We start from the raw sequence: 22916 nt of genomic DNA, 5'->3' as shown, positions 1-22916 counted from the left end.
GGGCCACCAGTGGCGCCCCCTCAGGGGGGTGACGCGCCGCAGGCGCGGCGCGGGGGGAGGCCGTCAGGCCGCGACAAATTCATTCCACTTTCTGACCATGTACTCGTTCTCGTCCATGACCGCGTTCCAGCAGGCGATGCCGCCCATGCGCGCTTCGTAGCTGCCGCCGTCGCGCACCGCGCCGGCCTTGGCCAGCACGTCGCCGTTCGGGCTCTTGATGTCCTGCGTGGCGGCCTTGCCTTCCATCCAGTAGGCCCATTCGTAGGCTTCCATCTTGGCCTTGGCGGTCTCCAGCACGGCGCTGTAATAGCCCTGGCGGTTCAGGTAGGCGCCGGCCCAGCCGTCGAGGAACCAGTTGATGAACTCGTAGGCGCCGTCGAGCTTGCGGCCCGACAGCGTGGCCGGCAGGCCGAAGCCGGCGGCCCAGGCGCGATAGCCTTCCTTGAGCGGCTGGAACACGCAGTCGATGCCCTTGGTGCGCACGGCGGTCACGGCCGGACTCCACATCGACTGGATCACCACCTCGCCCGAGGCCATCAGGTTGACGGACTCGTTGAAGTCCTTCCACAGGGCGCGGAACTGGCCCGACTTCTTGGCTTCGATCAAGGTCTTGATCGTCAGGTCGATCTCGGCCTTGGTCATGTTGCCCTTGTCGGCGTACTTGTGGATGCCCATGGCCTCCACCACCATGGCCGCATCCATGATGCCGATCGAGGGGATGTTCAGGATGGCGGCCTTGCCCTTGAATTCGGGGTTCAGCAGTTCGGCCCAGCTGGAGATCGGGCGCTTGATCAGGTCGGGGCGGATGCCCAGCGTGTCGGCGTTGTACACGGTGGGGATCAGGCTCATGAACTGGGTCGGGCTCTTGGCGAAGACCTTGCTCTTTTCGCCTTCCAGGAAGATCACCTTCTTGGGTGCCGTGCCCTGGTCACCGACGGACTTGCCGGCCACGGTGCCGGTGGTGAACAGCGTGGTGATCTTGTCGGCGTTCTTGATCTTCTTGACGTCGATGCCCTTGAGGTTGCCGGTGGGCACGATCTTCTTGAGCGAGAAGTACTCGGTGTCGATCAGGTCGAAGCTGTTGGGCGCGGTGACGGCGCGCTTGGTCACGTCGTCGGTGGTCACGGCCACGTACTGGATCTTGATGCCGGTGTCCTTTTCGAACTTCTCGGCGATGGTCTTGTCCTGGTTCACGGCGGTGCCCAGGTAGCGCAGGGTGATCTTGTCCTGTGCGTGCACGCTGGGGGCCAGGCCGCTGGCGAGGATGCCCGCCATGCCGGCGGTGCCTTGCAGCAGGCCGCGGCGCGAGATGCCGGCGCCGCTGAACTTCGAATCGATGGAATCGGACATGGGTAACTCCTGGGAGGGTTGCGGAGGGAGGAAACGAAAGAAGGGCAGAGGGGTCAGGCGGCCAGGGCGTGCGCCTGGCTGGGCTCCCAGCTCAGGTCGACCCGGTCGCCCGTGGCATAGGACTGCTGCACGAAGCGGGCTTCGGGCAGCATCACCGAGACGCTGCCGTCCTTGTCCGTGCGGCCGTCAAGCTGCAGGCCGAGCAGCACATAGGTGCCCTGGTATTCGACGTCGCTGACCGTCGCGGCCCAGCCGGTGCTGCCCAGCGGCGCGAGCCGGATGTGGTCGTTGCGCACGGCCACCTTGCCGGCGGTGGTGTCGAGCACGTTGTGGCCGCCCATGAAGCGCGCCACGAATTCGCTGGCCGGGTGGTTGTAGACAGCGTGGGGCGAGCCGACCTGCTCGATCAGCCCGTGGTTCATCACCACCATGGTGTCGGCCAGCGCCATGGCTTCTTCCTGGCTGTGGGTGACGTGGATGAAGGTCAGGCCCAGGTCTTTCTGCCACTGGCGCAACTCGGCCCGCATCTGGATGCGCAGGAAGGGGTCGAGCGCCGACAGCGGCTCGTCCAGCAGCAGCACGCGCGGCTGGGTGATCAGGGCGCGCGCCAGCGCCACGCGTTGCTGCTGGCCGCCGGAGAGTTCACCGGGTTTGCGGTGCGCCAGGTGGCCCAGGGACACGCGCTCCAGCAGGTCCTGCGCCTTGGCCTGGCGCTCGGCCTTGGCCACGCCCTTCATCTTCAGGCTGAAGGCCACGTTGTCCAGCGCGGAAAGGTGCGGAAACAGCGCGAAGCTCTGGAACATCATGGCCGTGCCGCGTTCGGCGGCAGGCAGGTCGGTGATGTTGCGGTTCTCCAGCAGGATGTCGCCGCTGGTCGTGCTCTCGTGCCCCGCGATCATGCGCAGCGTGGTGCTCTTGCCGCAGCCCGAGGGGCCCAGCAGGCAGCAGTAGCTGTTGGCCGCGATGCGCAGGTTGATGGCGTCGACCGCGATGCTGCCCGGACCGTATTGTTTGGTCAGGGCAATCAGTTCGACGGCAGCGGGTGGGGGTGTGGTGGCGTCCATGCACCAGCTCTTGCATAAGCCGTGCCATGGTTTTGTACGCAATTTTTTGGGGATTGCGTACAAAAAATCCCCAAGATCGTGCGCATCCAGGGCGGATGTACCCGCCGGCGTGCAGGCTGGTGCAGGGGCACCGATTCGGGGTGCACCACGCGGCAGCGGCCCCCCGGGTGAAGGTGCACCGATGTGGGCGGATAATCCGGCCATGCGAGTGCGATTCACCAAGATGCAGGGCGCCGGCAACGATTTCGTGGTGCTGGACGAGACGCGCGGGCCGCTGGGCCTGAGTGCTGCGCAGTACCGCTTTCTGGCCGATCGGCACTTCGGGGTCGGGGCCGACCAGATCCTGTCGGTGCGGCCGTCGCCCGCCGCCGGCCTGGATTTCGAATACGTGATTCACAACGCCGACGGCGGCGAGGTGGAGCACTGCGGCAATGGCGCCCGCTGCTTCGTGCGCTACGTGCACGACAAGGGCCTGACCACCCACAACCCGGTGCGGGTCAAGGTTCACCACGGGGCGATCAGCCTCGCGCTCAATCCCGACGGCCGGGTCACGGTCGACATGGGCCCGCCCATCTTCGATCTGGCGCAGGTGCCTTTTGCGCCGGCCGGTCTCGCATCGCGTCCCTCGGGCGGCTGGGTGGTCTGGCCGCTGCCGCTGGCGGGCGGCGAGGAAGCGCCCGTGGCCGTGCTGTCCATGGGCAACCCGCATGCGGTGCTGCGTGTGGCCGACGTGGACGCCGCGCCGGTGGGCACCTGGGGGCCGCAGATCGAGGGCCATGCCTGCTTTCCCCGGCGCGTCAACGCCGGCTTCCTGCAGGTGCTGGACCGTTCGCACGTGCGCCTGCGCGTGTACGAGCGTGGTGCGGGCGAGACCCTGGCCTGTGGCACCGGAGCCTGTGCTGCCGTGGTCGCGGGCATCCGCCAGGGCTGGCTGGATGCCAGGGTGGATGTTCAGACCCGGGGCGGCGTGCTGACCATCGAATGGGCCGGCAACCCGGACGCGCCGGTGTTCATGACGGGCCCGGCCACGACCGTGTTCGAGGGCGAGATCGACCTGCCCGACCTGCCCTGACCCTCTTCTTTTCTGGATACTCCCGAGCATGAGCGAGCACAGCATTCCCCCCATCACCGAAGACGACATCGCCAACTACCTGGTCAACACGCCGGACTTTTTCGAACGGCATGCCGGTCTGCTCGCGTCGGTGCAACTGACCAGCCCGCACGGCCAGCGCGCGGTGAGCCTGCAGGAGCGCCAGGCCGAAATGCTGCGCGAGAAGATCCGCGGGCTGGAGCTCAAGGCGGCCGAAATGATCCGCCACGGCAGCGAGAACAGCGGCATCGCCGATCGCCTGCAGCGCTGGACGCTGCAACTGCTGCTCACCCGCGACGCCCGCCGCCTGCCCGACGTGGTGGCGCGGGAAATCGCCGCCCACTTCGCCGTGCCCCAGGTGACGATCAAGCTCTGGGGGCTGTCGCCCGAACAGGCCGACCTGCCCTGCGCCCAGGGCACGAGCGAGGACGCGCAGGCGTTCGCCTCGTCGCTGGTCAAGCCGTACTGCGGGGGCAATCCCGGCCTGGAAGCGGCCACTTGGCTGGCCGAACCGGCGGCGGCCGCGTCGCTGGCGCTGATTCCGTTGCGCCACGAGGACCCGGCCCAGGCTTTCGGCCTGCTGGTGCTGGCATCGCCCGACGCGCAGCGCTTCGCCAGCGACATGGGCACCGAATTCCTGGAGCGCATCGGCGAGCTGTCGGCGGCCGCGCTGTCGCGGTTGCTGCCCGCCGAGGGCTGAGCCCGCTCCCGCCATGCCGGCCGCAAACGCCACCACATCCGGGGCCTTGGCGGCGGCCGACCGGGCCTGGCTGGAGGCGTACCTGACCCATGTCCGGGTCGACAAGCGGCTGGCCGAACGCACGCTCGTGCTCTACCGGGCCGACCTGGAGCGGCTCGCCGCCTGCGCCGCAGCCGCCGCCGTGCCCCTGGCGCAGGTGCAGGACCACCACGTGCGCCGCTGGGTGGCCCGGATGCACGGGCAGGGCCTGAGCGCGCGCAGTCTGGCGCTGCTGCTGTCGGCCTGGCGCGGCTTTTACGGCTGGCTGGGGCGCCAGGGGCACATCACCCACCACCCCGTGCAGACGGTGCGAGCCCCCAAGGCGGGCAAACCGCTGCCCAAAGCCCTGGGGGTGGATGAAGCGGTCGGTCTGGCCACCCACCGCCAGACCGACGACGACCCGGTGCTGGAGGCGCGTGATGCCTGCATCACCGAGCTGCTGTACGGCGGCGGCCTGCGCATCGGTGAACTGGTGGGGCTTGACGTGGCTGCCGGCCCGCGGGCGCGGGGCTGGATCGATCTCGATGAAGGCGTGGCGCACGTGCTGGGCAAGGGGGCCAAGCGCCGCAGCGTGCCGCTGGGCCAGGCGGTGCGTGCCGCACTGGCGCACTGGCTGGCGGTGCGTGGCGCGCTGGCCAGGGACGACCCAGCCCTGTTCATCGGCCAGCACGGACAGCGGCTCACCCCCCAGCACATCCGCGTGCGGCTGCGCCAGCGCTCGCTGCAGGCGGGGCTGGCCACGCCGGTGCATCCGCACATGCTGCGGCACTCGTTTGCGAGTCACGTGCTGCAATCCAGTGGCGATCTGCGCGCCGTGCAGGAGCTGCTTGGCCACGCGAGCATCAGCACCACGCAGGTCTACACGCGGCTGGACTTCCAGCATCTGGCCCGGGTGTACGACGCCGCCCATCCCCGCGCGCGCCGTGGGGGCTCCGGATCGTCCTGAGCGGGCGCGCCCGGGATTACCCGCTAGCATCGGGGCCCCGGCTTGAAGCAATATCGAATTCAAATATCGTTTCATGCTTCTTTTTGAGGCCGATTCCTCCTTTTCCCATTCCGGAGACACCATGACCCGCTTCCTGCTGACCCTCAAAACGGCCCTGCTGGCCTGTTTCCTGGCGCTGACGGCGCCGGCCCATGCCGCCGATGACGCCATCAAGGTGGTCTATCACATGAGCGAGGGCATTCCCCAGGCCTCGCGCGCGATCAACAACATCCGCAACCACCTCAACGCCGATCCGAAAGCCAAGATCGTGGTCGTCACGCACGGCCTGGGCATCGACTTCCTGCTCGAAGGCGCCACCAACCAGATGGAGCAGCCGTTTGCCGGCGCCATCGGCGAGCTGGCGGCGCGCGGCGTGGAGTTCCGGGTCTGCAACAACACCCTGGTCTCGCGCAAGATCGATCCCGCCAAGCTGGTGATGGAGGCCAAGGTGGTGCCTTCGGGCGTGGCCGAGGTGGCGCGCCTGCAGGCCAAGGAAGGTTTCGTGTACCTGCGGCCCTGAGCCGGTTGCTGGGGCCGTCCTGCCGGGCGGGCGGACAATAGCCGGATGAAAATCATCCGACTCAAGCCCGGCAAAGAGCGCTCGCTGCTGCGGCGCCACCCCTGGGTGTTCGACGGGGCCATCGCCAAAGGCGGGGCCGATGCCGGCGAGACCGTGCGCGTGGAGAGCCACGACGGGCAATTTCTGGCCTGGGGCGCTTTCTCGCCGCAGTCCCGGATCCGGGTGCGGGCCTGGAGCTTCGATGAGGCCCGGCGCATCGACGCTGCTTTTTTTCACGACACCTTGCGCCGCGCCATCGGTTTGCGTGCGCGCATGGGCATCGACAGCAACGGGTTGCGGCTGGTGCATGGCGAATCCGACGGGCTGCCGGGCCTGGTGGTCGACCGTTACGGCGACACGCTGGTGGCGCAGTTCGGCGCGACCGGGGTGGAGCGCTGGAAAACCGTGATCGCCGACGCGCTGCTCGCGCTGACCGGCTGCGAGCGGCTGTACGAACGCTCCGACGCCAGCGCCCGGTCGCTGGAAGGGCTGCCGGAGGTGACGGGCTGGCTGCGCGGCAGCGGGCCGACCGGGTTCGAGCTGACGGAGCACGGCTGGCGACTGGGGCTGGACATCGCAACCGGCCACAAGACCGGCTACTACCTGGACCAGCGCGACAGCCGTCTGGCGCTGCACGCGCACACGCGGCGGCTGCGGTTCGGTACCGTGCTCAACTGCTTCAGCTACACGGGCGGTTTTTCGGTGGCTGCGCTGGCCGGCGGGGCGGGGCATGTCACGTCCATCGATTCATCGGGCCCGGCACTCGCTCAGGCGCGGGAAAACCTGCGCCTCAACGGTCTGGACCTGAGCCGCGCCGCGTTTCTGGATGCCGACGTCAACAGCTCGCTGCGCCAGTTCGTGGCCGAGGGCCGGCAGTTCGACGCCATCGTGCTCGACCCGCCCAAGTTCGCCCCCACGGCGGCGCACGCCGAGCGGGCCGCGCGTGCCTACAAGGATCTCAACCGGCTGGCGTTCAAGCTGCTGCCACCGGGCGGCATGTTGTTCACGTTTTCGTGCTCGGGGGGCATTGGGGTGGAGCTGTTCCACAAAATCGTGGCCTCGGCCGCGCTCGATGCCGGGGTGGATGCGGCCATCCTGCAGCGCCTCGGCGGTGCCTGTGACCACCCGATGACCGTGGCCTTTCCTGAGGGCGAGTACCTCAAGGGCCTGGTGCTGATGCGCCAGCTCTGAATCGGTCGCTGCAGGCGGGCGCCGGGTGGTCTACACTGCCCCGCTTCCTTCTCCAACGCCCAGGCCCGCCTCGCGGGCAACCTGCTCTGCCATGTCACTGATTCCCGCCACCATCCTCACCGGCTTCCTCGGTTCGGGCAAGACCACTTTGCTCAAACGCGTGCTCACCGAGGCGCACGGGCAGAAGATCGCCATCGTGGAAAACGAGTTCGGCGAAGAGAACATCGACAACGACATCCTCGTTGCCGACACCAACGAGAACATCATCCAGATGAGCAATGGCTGCATCTGCTGCACCATTCGCGACGATCTGCGCGTCACGCTGACCGATTTGGCGCAGAAAAAGCGCAAGGGCGAGCTGGATTTCGAGCGCGTGATCATCGAAACCACGGGCCTGGCCGATCCGGGCCCGGTGGCGCAGACCTTCTTCATGGACGACGAGGTGGCCGAGCAGTACCTGCTGGACGCCATCATCACCCTGGTCGACGCCAAACACGCGGCCCAGCAGCTCAACGACCGGCAGGAAGCGCGCCGCCAGGTGGGCTTTGCCGACCAGATTTTCGTCAGCAAGGCCGATCTGGTCAGCGCGGAAGAGCTTGATGCGCTGACCCACCGTCTCAAGCACATGAACCCGCGGGCGGCCCTGCGCCCCGTGCACTTTGGCGAAGTGGCGCTCAAGGAGGTGCTGGACCTGCGCGGCTTCAACCTCAACGCCAAGCTCGACATCGACCCGGACTTCCTCCAGGCCGACGATCACGATCATGGTCATCACGACCATGAGCATGAGCACGGGGAACACTGCAACCACCCCTCGCACCAGCACGGTGGTCACGGACACCACCACCATCACGACGACGATGTGAAGAGCTTCGTCTACCGGGCCGACCGGCCTTTCGACCCGGCCAAGCTGGAAGACTTTCTGGGTGCCATCGTGCAGGTCTATGGCCCGCGCATGCTGCGCTACAAGGGGGTGCTGGCGATGCAGGGGACCGAGCGCAAGGTCATTTTCCAGGGCGTGCACCAGCTCATGGGCAGCGACCTGGGGCCGCAGTGGGCCGAAGGTGAGCCGCGCGTGAGCAAGATGGTGTTCATCGGCATCGATTTGCCGCGCGACATCCTGGTCCAGGGGCTGGACCAGTCGCTGGTCTGAGGTCTGGGTGTCTCGCCTTGCCAACGGACGGTTGACTTTGTCCGTTTTTTCTCGCAGGCCGCCGCCGATGCATGGCTACAATCGCGGCCCAAGTTGATGAGCCGGCGGCTCGTCATCGTCCGGTCCTCCTGGCGGCAAGCGTTTTTGCTTCCTGGAGGTGCAGCCTGAAGACCGTGCATCGTCAGGAGCAATGAGGAGCGCCCACGTGAAAGCCTCGGCCAGCAGGACAACAGCCAAGACCGCCAAGCCTTCCGGGGCGGTGGTGGTGCAGGGGCGTGCGTCCGCCAAGCCGGCCGCACGGGCCGCCGTTCCCGCCAAAAAGGCGGACAAGGCAGTGGCCCCTCCCGAATCACGGCCGCGCGCGTCTGCCAAGCCGGTGGCGAAGGCGGGTCCGGCCAGTGCGGCGGTGAAGACCGCGAAGCCGGCCAAGAAGGGGGGCGACTCCCGGCCGGTGACTGTGCCTGCCGCGTCTTCGAAAGGGACGCCGGAGCGGGGCCCGGCGAAAAAGCTTTCTCCGTCCGTGGCTGGCCCCGCGCGGACCGCGGTGGTGGCGCCTCCTGCGCCTATCATTGCGCCTGTCGAGCCACGCGCTCCGGCACCCCGGGCACCCCGCAAGGTGTCCAAGGTGCCGCCGCCCCAGCCCGAGGTGGTCCCCACCCATGCACCCGACGCCGCCAAGGCGACGTTTTTCACCATGAGCGAACGAGTAATGACCCCTCCCGCACCCGCCTCTCTCCAGAAAGACCCGAAACGGGCCAACAACTGGAAAACCCTGGCGCTCGACCAACTGGTCGACCAGGATGTGCTGGCGATGCCCGACAGCGAATACATGAACGACGTGCAACTGGCGTTTTTCCGCCGCAAGTTGCAGCAGCTCAAGGCCGACATGCTGGCCAATGCCGGCGAGACCACCGAGCACCTGCGCGAGGACACCGTGGTGGTGCCCGATCCGGCCGACCGCGCCACCATCGAGGAAGAGCACGCGCTGGAACTGCGCACCCGCGACCGCGAGCGCAAGCTGCTCAAGAAGATCGAGCAGGCCATTGCGCGGATCGACGCGGGCGACTATGGTTACTGCGAAGAGACCGGTGAACCGATCGGTGTCGGGCGCCTGATGGCCCGGCCCACGGCCAGTCTCTCGCTGGAAGCGCAGCAGCGTCGCGAACTCAAGCAGAAGATGTTCGGCGATTGATCCCGCGGATCGCCGCCTTCTTCGAGCCACCTCCTCTTTCACACGCATTCCATGGCCAAGGACGATTCCGGCGGCGGTTTCCTCTCCAAGGTGGTGAAGTTCGTTCGCCACCCCACCACCAGTTGGTCGGACCTGGACACCCGCAGTGCGGACCGCGAAAGCGAGTATTCGAAGGCGGCTCTCAAGGAGATGATCGAGCGCAAGCGCCGCAACGACTTTGTGCGGCGTCGTGAGTTCGACATGCTGCGCAAGATCCGCAGCCGCGAAGCCTCCGAACACCAGGGGCCGGGCGTGCGACCGTCCTTTTTCCAGAGCAGCCTGCCGTCCAAACCGGACGACCGGGCCATGACGCTCAAGAAGATCGACGAGATCGAGGCGCAGATGTCCATGCAGTGGTGGAAGACCAAGGGGCCGGACTCCCTGACCACCACGGGTTCGGGGCTGCACTCGGGCACGCCGTCTGCCGATGGCGCAGCTTCGCAGTCGCAGGCGGAAAACGCCCAGCGGCAGCAGGCGGAAGCCCGGCGTCGGCAGGCGCAGTACAACGAAACCGAGGCCGCGCCCCTGACGCTCGATCCGCCGCCCACAAAGCCGAACTCGACAGTCCGGCAGCCGGCGGCGCCGGCGCCTGCAGCCCCGTCTTACCGGGACGATGCGGTGCTGGGGGGGGCGCCGGCCACCAGCCAGCAATTGCGCACCGGTCTGGTGGCCCCCAGGGCGTCCGGCGACACCGGTGGGAACTCCAGCTTTTCGGCGTCGCACTTCTACGCGCTGGATGTGCAGGAAATTGCCCAGGATCCGGAGGTCGAAGAGGCCGCGATCCGCTTCGCCAATGGCGATGATGCCGGCGCCGAACAGGGTCTGGTCGAGTCGCTGGGAGAGGGCGGCGCCAAAGCGGACCAGGTGGATGGCTGGCTGGCCATGTTCGATCTGTACCGCGCGACCGGCCAACTGGCGCCTTTCGAAAGCCGCGCGGTGGATTTCGTCAACCGTTTCGGCCGCTCAGCGCCGCAGTGGTACGACATGCCGGGGGCGGTGACCGACATGACCGGGCGGTCCTACACCCCGTCCAGTGTGTCGACCAAGGCGGTCTGGGTGAGCGAGCCGGAACTGGATGCGCACGCGGTCGGGACGCTGCAGAACGTGCTCCTGCGGGTTGCCCAGCCCTGGGTGCTGGACTGGACGCCGCTGGAGAGTATTGATGTCAAGGCCGCCCGCGCCCTGCTGGGACTGTTCTCGCTCTGGGGCGACCAGGAAGTGGAGTTGCGCTTTTTGGGCTCTGCGCGGCTGAGCGACCTGCTCAAGAGCCTCACGCCCTCGGGGCGCCGCGATGTGGAGCAGCTCTGGTGGGAACTGCGGATGGCGGCGCTGCGGGTGATGGGCCGGCCGGACGAGTTCGAGTTGACCGCGCTCGATTTCTGCGTGACTTACGAGGTGTCACCGCCTGGCTGGGAGAAGCCCCGCTGCCATTTCATGGGCATATCCACGGGGCAGGGCGAGTCGGGGATGTCGGTGCTCGGCGAGTCCGTGATCGAGCCGGTTCCCGGGGTCTCCACGCTGCCGCAGGAATCGGTGTTCGACGGACAGAGTTCGGGCCTGAACCATCTCGGGCTGGTGGAGCTGTCCGGTGAAATCCGGGGCGACCCCCAGGCCATGCTCGAAGCCCTGGAAGCGCGTCTCCAGGGGGCGGATGTGCTCATCATCTCCTGCCGCAACCTGATCCGGGGCGATTTTTCGGCCGCCGGCACGCTGCTCAACTGGGTCTCGGGCCACCATGCCCAAGGGCGTATGGTGCAGTTCGTGGACGTGCACCGGCTGGTTTCGGCCTTCTTCCACGTCATCGGTATCACCGAATACGCCAAGGTCGTGGTGCGCAACGACTGAGCGCAGCCCGACACCCGGTACGGACCGCCTTTCGGGGCGGTCTTGTTTTTGGCTTTTCCATCCCCATCTGCACTGCCATGGAACAGTTTCACGGCACCACCATCGTCTGCGTGCGCAGGCCCACCCCCGAAGGGGTTCAAGTCGCCATCGGCGGTGACGGCCAGGTCACCCTCGGCCACATCGTCGTCAAGGGCACGGCGCGCAAGGTGCGCAAGCTTTATCACGGCAAGGTGCTGGCCGGTTTTGCCGGGGCCACGGCCGACGCCTTCACCTTGTTCGAGCGCTTCGAGGCCAAGCTGGAGAAGCACCAGGGGCATCTGACGCGCGCAGCGGTCGAGCTGACCAAGGACTGGCGCACCGACCGCGTGCTGCGACGTCTGGAAGCCATGCTGGCCGTGGCCGACCACAGTGCCAGCCTGATCATCACCGGCAATGGCGACGTGCTGGAGCCCGAACACGGCATCGTGGCCATCGGCTCGGGCGGTGCCTATGCCCAGTCGGCGGCGAAGGCCCTGATCGACCACACGCAGCTCAGCGCCGAAGACGTGGTGCGCGAATCGCTGAAGGTCGCGGGCGAGCTGTGCATCTACACCAACATGAGCCACACCATCGAGGTGCTTTGACCGGGCTTCGCGTTGGACGTCGGGCGTTCAGCGCGAATCTCTCCCGGCCCAGCGCCACACTCCCCAACGCAGAACACCCATGTCTTCCATGACCCCCCAGGAGATCGTCTCCGAGCTCGATCGCTTCATCATTGGCCAGAACGGCGCCAAGCGTGCCGTGGCCATCGCGCTGCGCAACCGCTGGCGGCGCCAGCAGGTCGACGAGAAGCTGCGGCCGGAGATCACACCCAAGAACATCCTGATGATCGGCCCCACCGGCGTGGGCAAGACCGAGATCGCGCGCCGGCTGGCCCGGCTGGCCGATGCGCCGTTCATCAAGGTCGAGGCGACCAAATTCACCGAAGTCGGCTACGTGGGCAAGGACGTGGACAGCATCATCCGTGACCTGGTCGAAATGGCGGTCAAGCAGGTCCGCGAGGCCGACATGCGCAAGCAGCGCATGCGTGCCGAGGACGCGGCCGAGGAGCGCATCCTCGATGTGCTGGTGCCGCCTCCGCGCAGCGTGGGCACCGAGCCGCAGCCCACGCCGGACAACGCCGCCCGCCAGGCCTTTCGCAAGAAGCTGCGCGAGGGGTTGCTGGATGATCGCGAGATCGAGATCGACCTGGCCGAACCGCGGCCTGCGATGGAAATCATGGGGCCGGCGGGCATGGAAGAGATGGCCGAGCAACTGCGCGGCATGTTCAGTCAGTTGGGCCAGGAGCGCAAGAAGAAGCGCAAGCTCAAGGTCCGCGAGGCGATGGACCTGCTGATCGACGAAGAGGCGGGCAAGCTGGTCAACGAGGACGACATCAAGACCCGTGCGCTGCAGATCACGGAGCAGAACGGGATCGTCTTCATCGACGAGATCGACAAGGTGGCTTCGCGCAGCGAGGGCAGCGGTGCCGAGGTGTCGCGCCAGGGGGTGCAGCGCGACCTGCTGCCGCTGGTCGAAGGCACCACGGTGTCGACCAAGTACGGCATGGTCAAGACCGACCACATCCTGTTCATCGCCTCGGGGGCCTTCCACCTGAGCAAGCCGAGCGATCTGATTCCCGAACTGCAAGGGCGCTTCCCGATCCGGGTCGAGCTGCAGTCGCTGTCGGTCGACGACTTCGAGGCCATCCTCACGAGCACCCATGCCAGCCTGGTCAAGCAGTACCAGGCCCTGCTGGCGACCGAAGGCGTCACGCTCGACTTCCAGCCCGAGGGTATCCGCCGCCTGGCGCAGATCGCCTGCGACGTCAACGAACGCACCGAAAACATCGGTGCGCGCCGGTTGTCCACGGTGATGGAGCGCCTGCTGGACGAGGTCAGCTTCGGGGCTGCGCGCATGGAAGGGCAGTCGGTGGTCATCGATGCCGCCTATGTGGATGCGCGCCTGAGCGAGCTCAGCCACAACGAGGATCTGTCGCGCTACATTCTCTGACGTTCGGGCGTGATCGGGTGCTCCAGGCCGGCTTTGCCGGCCTTTTTTGTGGTCTGCAGCCATGGACAGCCTGCCGTCCCTGGTCGGGTACCTGCCGGAGGTGGTGGCCCGTTCGTCGATCCGATGCGACTGGTTACAAAGATTCCGGCAAGACGGGTTTTCAAGCTTCACATGCAGTGAGCCACGTAAGTGCTTGCTTTTGCAGGAATTTTGAACTCATCAACTTTGCAAATCGACGCTAAGTGATTGATTTCATTGTGAAAAAAGACTGCTTTCCATGGGGCGGGGCGATCAAATCCTGATAAAGTGGGAAAAAGTGCAATTAAGTGGTGAAAAGTGTTTCCCTAGGCTAGAACCCCGTGTTTCAAGGCGCCTCCTCACTCAGTCTCGATGCCAAGGGTCGGCTCTCCGTGCCGACCCGGCACCGTGACGTCCTGAGCGCGACGGCGGGCGGCCAGATCACGGTCACCAAGCACCCCCATGGCTGCCTGATGATTTTTCCCCGCGGCGAGTGGGAGAAGTTCCGCGAGCGCATCGCCGCACTGCCCATGTCGGCCCAGTGGTGGAAGCGCATCTTCCTGGGCAACGCCATGGATGCGGACATGGATGCGAGCGGCCGGGTGCTGATTTCGCCCGAGTTGCGCACCGCCGCCGGCTTGAGCAAGGATGCCGTGCTGCTGGGCATGGGCAACCATTTCGAACTCTGGGATGCCGCCACCTACGCGGCCCAGGAAGCCGAAGCCATGCAGGGCGAGATGCCCGATGTCTTCAAGGACTTTTCTTTCTGAGGCCGGTGGTGCAAAACGCATGGATTCACCAGACCGTCCTGTTGAACGAGGCGGTGGACGCGTTGGCGGTCAGGCCCGAAGGGCACTACGTCGATGCCACCTTCGGTCGGGGCGGGCACTCGCGGCTCATCCTGCAGCGCCTGTCGGCGCAGGGGCGGCTGACCGCCTTCGACAAGGATCCACAGGCGGTGGCGGTGGCGCAGGAACTGGCGGCCCGCGATGGCCGCTTTTTCATAAGGCACGAAGGATTTCGGCTGCTGTCCGGGCTGGCGCCAGCCAGTGCGGACGGTGTGCTGATGGACCTGGGGGTGAGCTCGCCCCAGATCGACGACCCCGCCCGGGGTTTTTCTTTTCGCAACGACGGACCCCTGGACATGCGCATGGACACCACGCGCGGCCAGAGCGTCGCCCAATGGCTGGAAACGGCCGATGTGTCCACCTTGTCGGAGGTCATTCGTGAATACGGCGAAGAACGGTTTGCTCAATCGGTTGCAAAGGCGATTGATCGTCGCCGACAGGAACGGGGCCCTATTCGAACCACCGGCGAGCTGGCCGAAGTCGTGGCTGGCGCGGTCAAAACCCGCGAGCCGGGCAAGGACCCTGCAACGCGCACATTTCAGGCTCTTCGGATTTTCATCAACGCCGAGCTTGAAGAGCTGCAACAGGCGCTGACGGCCAGCCTGCAGGTGCTGCGTCCCGGAGGCCGGCTGGTGGTGATCAGTTTCCACTCCCTGGAAGACCGCATGGTCAAACAGTTCATGGCGGGCCATTCGCGCGCCGTGGTGGATCGCCGCGCCCCGTTCGCCGAACCGCCCCCGACCCGGCTGGCCGAGGTGCACCGGATCATGCCCTCGGCCGCCGAGGTGCAGGCCAACCCGCGTGCGCGCAGCGCCGTGATGCGGGTGGCGACCCGCACGGAGGTGGCCGCATGATCCGCCTCAACCTCATGCTGCTGGCCGCGGTGATCGTGAGCGCCTTCTACCTGGTGCACACGCAGTACGAATCGCGCCGGCTGTACGCCGCGCTGGACCGCGCCAACGCCCAGACGCGCCGGCTGGATGCGGAGCACGAGCAGTTGCAGGTGCAAAAACGCGCCCAGGCGGCCTCGGCGCGGGTGCAGCAGTTGGCCACCCGCCAGTTGCAGATGCGGCCGGCCCATCCGGGCATCACCGAATACGTGACGCCGACGGTGCCGTCGGCGACGGGTCGGGGGAGCGCCCCATGAGCCGCCGCAGCATCAACTACGGTGCCAGCCCCCTGTTGGCAAGCAAGACGCCGGTCTGGCGCAGCAAGTTCATCGTGGCGGGGCTGGCGCTGGCTTTTGTCGGTCTGGCGGCGCGCGCGGTCTACGTGCAGGTGATCGGCAACGATTTCTTCCAGCGCCAGGGTGAGGTGCGGTTCGCACGCACACTGGAGCTGCCGGCCAACCGGGGCCGCATCTTCGATCGCAATGGCCTGCTGCTGGCTTCCAGCGTGGTGGCGCAGAGCATCTGGGCCATTCCCGAGGACGTGGACAAGCAGCATCCCAAGCTGCGCGATCTGGCGCGCCTGCTGGAAATGCCCTTGCCCGAGCTGCGCAAGCGGCTGGCCGACGACGACAAGACCTTCGTCTGGGTCAAGCGCCAGGTCGACGAGCCCATCGCCAAGCAGATTGCCGCGCTGGACATCAAGGGCATCTACCAGCGCCGCGAATACAAGCGCCAGTACCCCGAAGGCGAGGCGGCCGCGCACGTGGTCGGCTTCACCAACGTCGAGGATGTCGGGCAGGAGGGCGTGGAGCTGGCCTTCAACGCCAAACTGGCCGGCAAGAACGGTTCGCGCCGGGTCATCAAGGACCGGCTGGGCCGCGTGGTCGAGGACGTGCGCGACGTGATCCCGCCCGTCGACGGGCCGGATCTGCAACTCTCCGTCGACTCCAAGGTCCAGTATTTCGCTTACCAGAAGCTCAAGGACCAGGTGACGGCGCAGAAGGCCAAGGCCGGCAGCGTGGTGGTGCTCGACGCGGTGACCGGCGAGGTGCTGGCGCTGGCCAACTACCCGAGTTACGACCCGAATCGGCGCCAGAAGCTGTCGGGCGAACAGTTGCGCAACCGGGCGCTGACCGATACCTTCGAGCCGGGCTCGACCATGAAGCCGATCACCGTGGCCTCGGCGCTGGAGCTCGGGCGCGTCAAGCCCGCGACGATCATCGACACCACGCCCGGGCGTTACGCCATCGGCGGCTTCACCATCAGCGATACGCACAACTACGGCGTGCTCACCGTGGACGGCGTGATCCAGAAGTCCAGCAACGTGGGGGCGCTCAAGATCTCCCAGCGCATGAATCCGCAGGAAATGTGGAATTTCTACACCGCGCTGGGCTACGGCCAGAAGCCGCAGGTCGAATTCCCCGGCGTGGTCGGCGGCCGTCTGCGGCCCTGGAAGAGCTGGAAGCCGGTCGAGCAGGCGACCATGTCCTATGGCTACGGCCTGTCGGCGTCGCTGTTCCAGATGGCGCGTTCGTACACCGCGTTTGCGCACGACGGCAGCATCATCCCCGTGACCATCCTCAAGTCGCCGGAGCCGGCCACGGGCACGCGCGTGTTTTCCGCCGACAACGCGGCCAAGGTGCGGCACATGCTGTGGCTGGCCACCGGCCCGGGCGGCACCGGTCAGAAGGCACAGACCGTGGGCTACTCGGTGGGCGGCAAGTCGGGCACGGCGCGCAAGCAGGTTGGCAAGGGTTACGCCTCCGGCAAGTACCGCTCGTGGTTCACGGGCATGGCGCCGATCGACAAGCCGCGCATCATCGTCGCGGTGATGATCGACGAGCCCAGTGCCGGTGCCTACTACGGCGGCACCGTGGCCGGGCCGGTGTTCAGCGAAGTGGTGCAGCAGACGCTGCGCATCATGGGTGTGCAGCCCGACATGAACGTCAAGCCGCAGATCGTGACCGAGGCGGTGGAGGAGTCGTTCTGATGGCGACCACCCTGATGCACGACCCGGCCCGGATCGCCGACTGGCTGCGCGCGCGCGTTCGCGGCGCGTTGCATTGCGACAGCCGCCAGGTGCAAGCCGGCGATGGCTTCGTCGCCTGGCCGGGCGCGGCGACCGATGGCCGCCGCTTCGTGGCGGCCGCGCTGCAGGCCGGCGCCGCGGCCGTGCTGGTCGAACAGGCGGGTGTCGAGGCCTACGGCTTCGACGACGCGCGCATCGTTGCCGTGCCGGGACTCAAAGCGCTGGCCGGTCCCATCGCCAGTGCTTATGCCCAGGACCCGAGCGCGGCCATGGACGTGGTGGCCTTCACCGGCACCAACGGCAAGACCTCGTCCGCCTGGTGGATGGCCCAGTTGCTGTCGGCGCTGGACCGGCCGTGCGCGGTGGTGGGCACGCTGGGCATTGGCCGGCCGCCGCTGGCCGGACAGTCGGGGCACAGCCTGGTGCCCACCGGCCTGACCACGCCCGACCCGGTTCTGCTGCAGCAGCGCCTGCGCGGACTGGTTGATGCCGGTACCCGTGCCTGCGCCATCGAAGCCTCGTCCATCGGCCTCGTCGAAGGCCGGCTCAATGCCGTGCGGGTGCGGGTGGCGGTGTTCACCAATTTCACGCAGGACCACCTGGACTTCCACGGCAGTATGGCCGCCTACTGGGACGCCAAGCAGGCCCTGTTCGACTGGCCGGGCCTGCAGGCGGCGGTGGTCAACCTCGACGATGCCCAGGGGCGTGGGTTGGCCGAACGGCTGGGTGCGCGCGCCGGTGTGGACGTATGGACGCTGGCCATCGGTGCCCCGGCCCGTCTGTCGGCGCAGGGTCTGCGCTTCACCACGCAAGGCATGGCGTTCGATCTGGTCGAGGCCGATGCGGCCGGTGCCGAGCGGGCGCGGCTTGCGCTGAGCCTGCCGCTGGTGGGGGCCTACAACGTGAGCAACCTGCTGGGCGTGCTGGCCGCAGCGCGCGCCCTCGGGGTACCGCTGGCCGATGCGGTGGCCGCTTGCGCCGCGCTGACCCCGGTGCCGGGCCGCATGGCGCAGGTGGATGCGCGCGAAGGCCGTCCGCTGGTGCTGGTCGACTATGCCCACACGCCCGACGCGCTGGAAAAAGCCCTCCAGGCCGTGCGGCCGCTGGCACGCCAGCGCGGCGGTGTGCTGTGGGTGGTCGCCGGTTGCGGTGGTGATCGCGATCCGGGCAAGCGGCCGCTGATGGCGGGCGTGGCCGAGCGCGAGGCCGATCGCGTGGTGCTCACCAGCGACAACCCGCGCAGCGAAGATCCCCTGGCCATCCTGGCGCAGATGCGCGCGGGTTTGGCGCGGCCGGACGCGGCGCGCATCGAGCCTGACCGGGCTGCCGCCATCGCCCTGGCGGTGCAGGCAGCGGCGGTGGCCGATGTGGTGCTGATCGCCGGCAAGGGGCACGAGGATTACCAGGAGTTGATGGGCGTCAAACGCCCGTTCTCCGATCACGAGCAGGCCCAACTGGCGCTGGCACGCCGGGCGGTCGAAGGAGTGGCGGCATGAAGTCTTTCGCCGAACTGTTGCCCCTGCTCAAGGGCGCTCGCCCGCAAGGCGATGTGACCGCCCCCATCGTGCGTGTGCACACCGACACCCGCAGCCTGCAGCCGGGTGACCTCTTCGTCGCCCTGCGCGGCGAGCGTTTCGATGCCAACACGTTCCTGCCCCAGGCGGGTGCCGCCGGGGCCGTGGCCGCGATCGCGAGCGGTGGGCTGACGGCGGCCGGGTTGCCTGGTGTGGAAGTGCCCGACACCCGGCTCGCGCTGGGCGAGCTGGCCGCGCTGTGGCGCGCGCAATTCAGCCTGCCGCTGATCGCGGTGACGGGCAGCAACGGCAAGACCACCGTGACCCAGATGGTCGCGTCCATCCTGCGGGTCGCGGCTGGCGAACAGGCGCATTCGACCCAGGGCAACCTGAACAACGACATCGGTGTGCCGCTGACGCTGCTGCGCCTGCGGCCGCAGCACCGCCTCGCGGTGGTGGAACTGGGCATGAACCACCCGGGCGAAATCGGCTACCTGGCCGCGCTCGCGCGGCCCACCGTGGCCCTGGTCAACAACGCCCAGCGCGAGCACCAGGAATTCATGGGCACGGTGGAGGCCGTGGCGCGCGAAAACGGGCAGGTCCTCAGCGCGCTGGGTGCCGAGGGCGTGGCCGTCTTCCCCAGCGACGATGCCTACACCCCCGTGTGGCGCGAACTGGCGGGCCGCCGCCGGACGCTGACCTTCAGCGACCACGATGCGGCGGCCGATCTGCGGGTGCTGGCCGCGCGGTGGGAGGCGGGCGCGTGGGCGCTGCACCTGCAAACCCCGGCGGGCGATCTGCGCTGCCGGCTGCACATCGCTGGGCGGCACAACGTGCGCAACGCGCTCGCGGCGGCGGCCTGTGCGCTGGCGGCGGGTGTGGCCCCCGAACAGGTGGCCGCCGGCCTGGATCGCTTCGAGCCCGTGGGCGGGCGCTCGCGCGCGCTGGCACTGTCCCTGCCGGGCCGCCATATCACCCTGGTGGACGACACCTACAACGCCAACCCCGACTCCATGCTGGCCGCGGTCGACGTACTCGCCGAACTGCCGGCGCCGCGCTGGCTGGTGCTGGGCGACATGGGCGAGGTCGGTGACCAGGGGCTGGCTTTCCACCTGGAAGTGCTGCGCCATGCCCGGGCCTGCGGCATCGAGGCCGTGTGCTGCACCGGCCCCTTGATGGCCGAAGCCTGTGTCGCTCTGGCCGCGGCCGGTGAGCCGGCGCCGCGCCACTGGGCTGACGGCACCGAACTCGCGGCCTGGGTGGCGGCCGCGGTGGTGGCCCCGGCCAACGGGGTGGCCAGTGTGCTGGTCAAGGGCTCGCGCTTCATGCGCATGGAGCGCGTGGTCCAGGCGTTGCAGGCTGCCGCCCAAGAACCCTTGCGGAAGGAACCGATCGATGCTGCTTAGTCTGGCCCAGTGGCTGCAGGGCCTCGGCCCGGAATTTGGCTTTCTGCGCGTTTTCCAGTACCTGACTTTTCGCGCCGTGATGGCCGCGATGACCGCGCTCATCGTCGGGCTGGTGGCCGGGCCGTATTTCATCCGGCGCCTGAGCGCGCTCAAGATTGGTCAGCCGATCCGCGAATACGCCATGCAGACCCACCTGAGCAAAGGCGGCACGCCCACCATGGGCGGGGTGCTCATCCTGTTTGCGATCGCGCTGGCGACGCTGCTGTGGTTCGACCTGACGAACCGCTTCGTCTGGATCGTGATGCTGGTGACCTTCGGGTTTGGCGCCATCGGCTGGGTCGACGACTGGCGCAAGGTGGTGCGCAAGGACCCGGAAGGCATGCGCTCGCGCGAGAAGTATTTCTGGCAGTCGATCATCGGCCTGGTGGCCGCGTTCTACTTGGCCTTCAGCGTGGCCGAAACCAACAACCTGCGCGTGCTGGAGCTGTTCTTCGACTGGGTCGCGTCGGGTTTCACCCTGGAACTGCCGCCGCACTCCGGTCTGATGGTGCCCTTTTTCAAGGAAGTGGCCTACCCGCTGGGCGTGTTCGGGTTTGTGGTCATGACCTACCTGGTCATCGTCGGCTCCAGCAATGCGGTCAACCTGACCGACGGGCTCGACGGCTTGGCCATCATGCCGGTGGTGATGGTGGGGTCGGCGCTGGGCATCTTCGCCTACGTCACCGGCAATGCGGTCTTCGCGCGCTACCTGCTGGTGCCGCACATTCCGGGGGCGGGCGAACTGCTGGTGTTCTGTGCCGCCATGGCGGGTGCCGGGTTGGCGTTTCTCTGGTTCAATACCCACCCGGCCCAGGTCTTCATGGGCGACGTCGGTGCGCTCGCGCTCGGGGGCGCACTGGGCACCATCGCCGTCATCGTGCGCCAGGAAATCGTGCTCGCCGTCATGGGGGGCATCTTCGTGGTTGAAGCGCTGTCCGTGATGCTGCAGGTGAGCTGGTTCAAGTACACCAAGAAGAAATACGGCCAGGGGCGCCGCCTGTTCCAGATGGCGCCGCTGCACCACCACTTCGAGAAGAAGGGGTGGAAGGAAACCCAGGTGGTGGTCCGCTTCTGGATCATCACCATGTTGCTGTGCCTGATCGGCTTGTCCACGCTCAAGCTCCGATGAACACGCTCCAGGACCAACACGTTCTCATCCTCGGCCTGGGCATCTCCGGCCTGTCCATGGCGCGCTGGTGCGCGGCCCAGGGCGCCCGGGTGACCGTGGCCGACACCCGGCCTGCGCCGCCGTCGCTGGCGCGGCTGCAGGCCGAATGCCCGGCGGTGGCGTTCGTGGCCGGTGCCTTCGACGAGGGCTTGCTCGGCAGCGGGCCCTGGCAGCTCATTGCCCGCAGCCCAGGACTGCCGCCAGCCCAACTGGCGCCCGTGCGCGCCTGGGCCACCGAACACGGCGTGCCGCTGGTGGGCGAGCTGGACCTGTTTGCCGCCGCCCTGCGCGAACTGGGCGTGCGCGAAGCCTGGCCTTACCGGCCGAAGGTGCTGGCGATCACGGGCACCAACGGCAAAACCACGGTCACCTCGCTCACCGGCCTGCTGCTCGAGCGCGCCGGCCTGCGCGTGGCGGTGGCCGGCAACATCGGTCCGGCCCTGCTGGATGTGCTGGGCGAAGCGCTGGCTGCCGAAGCGCAGGCGGATGCCGAGGCCGCAGCGCAAGCGGCGCAAGCCGACGTGATCGAACCGGTGGCCGAGGGCGAAGTGTCGGTGGCGGTCGACAGCGCGTCCCCCGACAGCGCGGAGGCTGCCGACGCAGCCGCCAGCCCGGAGGTGGCCGCGTCGGTCGCCGATGACACCGTCGAGTCGGTCGAACCCGAGGCCGACGTCGAGGTCGCGCCCCTGATCGCCCCGCCACCCCCGCCGCCGCCCGAGCCGCCGCACCTGCCGCAGGTCTGGGTGCTGGAGTTGTCGAGCTTCCAACTCGACGGCACGGCCGGTGGCGACTGGGACGCGGTGCCGACGGCCGCGACGGTGCTCAACATCACCGAAGACCATCTCGACTGGCATGGGTCGATGGCTGCCTACGCCGGGGCCAAGGCCGAGGCCTTCGGTCAGCAGGCGCTGATGGTGCTCAACCGTGACGACCCCCAGGTGCTGGGAATGAAGCCGGGGCTGGTGACGGTCAAGATCAGCGGTCGCAATCGCCAGCAAAGCGCCCGGCCCTGGAGCAGCTTCGGCCTGGACTTGCCCACGCGCGCCGGCGACTGGGGGCTGGAAGCGGTCAATGGCATGGAATGGCTGGTGCGGGCGCTGGCGCTGGACGAAACCCGCAAGCGGGGCCGCGCCGACGACGAGGAGGAGCTGTACCTGCAGCGCCTCATGCCGGCCGATGCGCTGCGTATCCGCGGCCGCCACAACGCCGCCAACGCGCTGGCCGCGCTGGCGCTGGCCACGTCGACCGGCGCGCCGCTGGCGCCCATGCTGCACGGGCTGCGCGAATACCGCGGCGAGCCGCACCGGGTCGAACCGGTCGGCATCGTCGACGAGGTCGAGTACTTCGACGATAGCAAGGGCACCAACGTCGGTGCCACGTTGGCGGCGATCAGCGGCCTTGGCGCGGAGCGCCGCCTGGTCGTGATCCTGGGGGGCGACGGCAAGGGCCAGGACTTTTCGCCCCTGGCGGCGCCGGTGGCGCGCCACGCGCGCGCGGTGGTCTTCATCGGCCGCGACGCCGAGCGTATCCGGGCGCAGATCGGCGCCGAAGCGCAACAGGCGGGGGTCGAGATGGCCGACGCCGCCAGCCTGCCCGAGGCGGTGCAGCAGTGCGCGGCCTGGGCCCGTTCCGGCGACGCGGTGCTGCTCTCGCCCGCCTGCGCCAGTCTGGACATGTTCGAGAACTACGGGCACCGGGCGCGTGTATTTGTCGGAGCCGTGCAGGCGTTGGCGGCCGAACGGGGTGTGGAACTCGGAGGGGGCCTGTGA

The 22916-nt window shown here is 67.8% G+C and carries 20 protein-coding genes; 18 read left to right on the top strand and 2 right to left on the bottom strand.

The features are described 5' to 3' along the window. Nucleotides 1-63: 63 nt before the first annotated feature. Together L0977_RS14910 and L0977_RS14905 are read right to left on the bottom strand one after the other, a co-directional pair. Nucleotides 64-1350 (bottom strand): ABC transporter substrate-binding protein, encoded by a 1287-nt coding sequence (locus L0977_RS14910; RefSeq protein ID WP_234265639.1) that lies wholly within the window; start codon nucleotides 1348-1350, stop codon nucleotides 64-66. Nucleotides 1351-1403: 53 nt separating this feature from the next. Then, the gene (locus L0977_RS14905) at nucleotides 1404-2414 is read right to left on the bottom strand and encodes an ABC transporter ATP-binding protein (protein ID WP_234265638.1); all 1011 of its coding nucleotides are present in this window, start codon (nucleotides 2412-2414) and stop codon (nucleotides 1404-1406) included. A gap of 202 nt (nucleotides 2415-2616) precedes the next feature. Here L0977_RS14905 and dapF point away from each other — a divergent pair, with 202 nt between their 5' ends. From dapF to murD, 18 genes are all read left to right on the top strand, one after another. Then, a complete protein-coding gene (gene dapF / locus L0977_RS14900) occupies nucleotides 2617-3486 on the top strand; it encodes a diaminopimelate epimerase (protein ID WP_234265637.1) in 870 nt (289 codons plus the stop codon). Nucleotides 3487-3514: 28 nt separating this feature from the next. Beyond that, a complete protein-coding gene (locus tag L0977_RS14895) occupies nucleotides 3515-4204 on the top strand; it encodes a DUF484 family protein (protein ID WP_234265636.1) in 690 nt (229 codons plus the stop codon). A 13-nt stretch (nucleotides 4205-4217) separates the two neighbouring features. Further along, entirely contained in the window at nucleotides 4218-5189 is a 972-nt protein-coding gene (locus L0977_RS14890; protein ID WP_234265635.1) for a tyrosine recombinase XerC, read from the top strand. Nucleotides 5190-5310: 121 nt separating this feature from the next. Further along, nucleotides 5311-5748: a DsrE family protein gene (locus L0977_RS14885; protein WP_234265634.1), complete on the top strand. Its 438-nt coding sequence runs from the start codon at nucleotides 5311-5313 to the stop codon at nucleotides 5746-5748. A gap of 45 nt (nucleotides 5749-5793) precedes the next feature. After that, the gene (locus L0977_RS14880) at nucleotides 5794-6978 is read left to right on the top strand and encodes a class I SAM-dependent rRNA methyltransferase (RefSeq protein WP_234265633.1); all 1185 of its coding nucleotides are present in this window, start codon (nucleotides 5794-5796) and stop codon (nucleotides 6976-6978) included. A 91-nt stretch (nucleotides 6979-7069) separates the two neighbouring features. After that, entirely contained in the window at nucleotides 7070-8128 is a 1059-nt protein-coding gene (locus L0977_RS14875; protein ID WP_234265632.1) for a CobW family GTP-binding protein, read from the top strand. Nucleotides 8129-8822: 694 nt separating this feature from the next. Further along, entirely contained in the window at nucleotides 8823-9320 is a 498-nt protein-coding gene (dksA, locus tag L0977_RS25600) for an RNA polymerase-binding protein DksA (protein WP_326491073.1), read from the top strand. Nucleotides 9321-9371: 51 nt separating this feature from the next. Then, nucleotides 9372-11204 (top strand): STAS domain-containing protein, encoded by a 1833-nt coding sequence (locus L0977_RS14865; RefSeq protein ID WP_234265630.1) that lies wholly within the window; start codon nucleotides 9372-9374, stop codon nucleotides 11202-11204. A gap of 77 nt (nucleotides 11205-11281) precedes the next feature. Then, nucleotides 11282-11827, top strand: coding sequence for an ATP-dependent protease subunit HslV (gene hslV / locus L0977_RS14860; protein ID WP_234265629.1), 546 nt, complete (start codon nucleotides 11282-11284; stop codon nucleotides 11825-11827). Between the two features lie 79 nt (nucleotides 11828-11906). After that, nucleotides 11907-13235 carry an ATP-dependent protease ATPase subunit HslU gene (gene hslU, locus L0977_RS14855; RefSeq protein ID WP_234265628.1) on the top strand — a complete coding sequence of 443 codons (1329 nt, stop codon included), beginning with the start codon at nucleotides 11907-11909 and terminating at the stop codon, nucleotides 13233-13235. Nucleotides 13236-13594: 359 nt separating this feature from the next. After that, entirely contained in the window at nucleotides 13595-14023 is a 429-nt protein-coding gene (mraZ, locus tag L0977_RS14850; RefSeq protein WP_234265627.1) for a division/cell wall cluster transcriptional repressor MraZ, read from the top strand. A gap of 8 nt (nucleotides 14024-14031) precedes the next feature. Beyond that, nucleotides 14032-14955 (top strand): 16S rRNA (cytosine(1402)-N(4))-methyltransferase RsmH, encoded by a 924-nt coding sequence (rsmH, locus tag L0977_RS14845; RefSeq protein ID WP_234265626.1) that lies wholly within the window; start codon nucleotides 14032-14034, stop codon nucleotides 14953-14955. Further along, on the top strand, nucleotides 14952-15248 hold the full coding sequence (gene ftsL, locus L0977_RS14840; protein ID WP_234265625.1) for a cell division protein FtsL: 297 nt from the start codon (nucleotides 14952-14954) through the stop codon (nucleotides 15246-15248). Before rsmH ends, ftsL begins: the two co-directional genes overlap by 4 nt. Next, nucleotides 15245-16981, top strand: coding sequence for a peptidoglycan D,D-transpeptidase FtsI family protein (locus tag L0977_RS14835; protein WP_234265624.1), 1737 nt, complete (start codon nucleotides 15245-15247; stop codon nucleotides 16979-16981). Before ftsL ends, L0977_RS14835 begins: the two co-directional genes overlap by 4 nt. Continuing rightward, complete coding sequence (locus tag L0977_RS14830; RefSeq protein ID WP_234265623.1) at nucleotides 16981-18516, top strand: UDP-N-acetylmuramoyl-L-alanyl-D-glutamate--2,6-diaminopimelate ligase; 1536 nt, start codon at nucleotides 16981-16983, stop codon at nucleotides 18514-18516. Before L0977_RS14835 ends, L0977_RS14830 begins: the two co-directional genes overlap by 1 nt. Beyond that, a complete protein-coding gene (locus tag L0977_RS14825) occupies nucleotides 18513-19940 on the top strand; it encodes a UDP-N-acetylmuramoyl-tripeptide--D-alanyl-D-alanine ligase (RefSeq protein WP_234265622.1) in 1428 nt (475 codons plus the stop codon). The genes L0977_RS14830 and L0977_RS14825 overlap by 4 nt, the downstream gene beginning before the upstream one ends. Next, a complete protein-coding gene (gene mraY / locus L0977_RS14820) occupies nucleotides 19930-21108 on the top strand; it encodes a phospho-N-acetylmuramoyl-pentapeptide-transferase (RefSeq protein ID WP_234265621.1) in 1179 nt (392 codons plus the stop codon). The genes L0977_RS14825 and mraY overlap by 11 nt, the downstream gene beginning before the upstream one ends. Continuing rightward, entirely contained in the window at nucleotides 21105-22916 is a 1812-nt protein-coding gene (gene murD / locus L0977_RS14815; protein ID WP_234265620.1) for a UDP-N-acetylmuramoyl-L-alanine--D-glutamate ligase, read from the top strand. Before mraY ends, murD begins: the two co-directional genes overlap by 4 nt.

This window comes from Hydrogenophaga sp. NFH-34 (genome assembly GCF_021401345.1).
Taxonomy (GTDB): domain Bacteria; phylum Pseudomonadota; class Gammaproteobacteria; order Burkholderiales; family Burkholderiaceae_C; genus Hydrogenophaga; species Hydrogenophaga electricum.
Note: the sequence above shows the minus strand (reverse complement) of the source record. Positions and strands in the feature narration are given on the sequence as shown.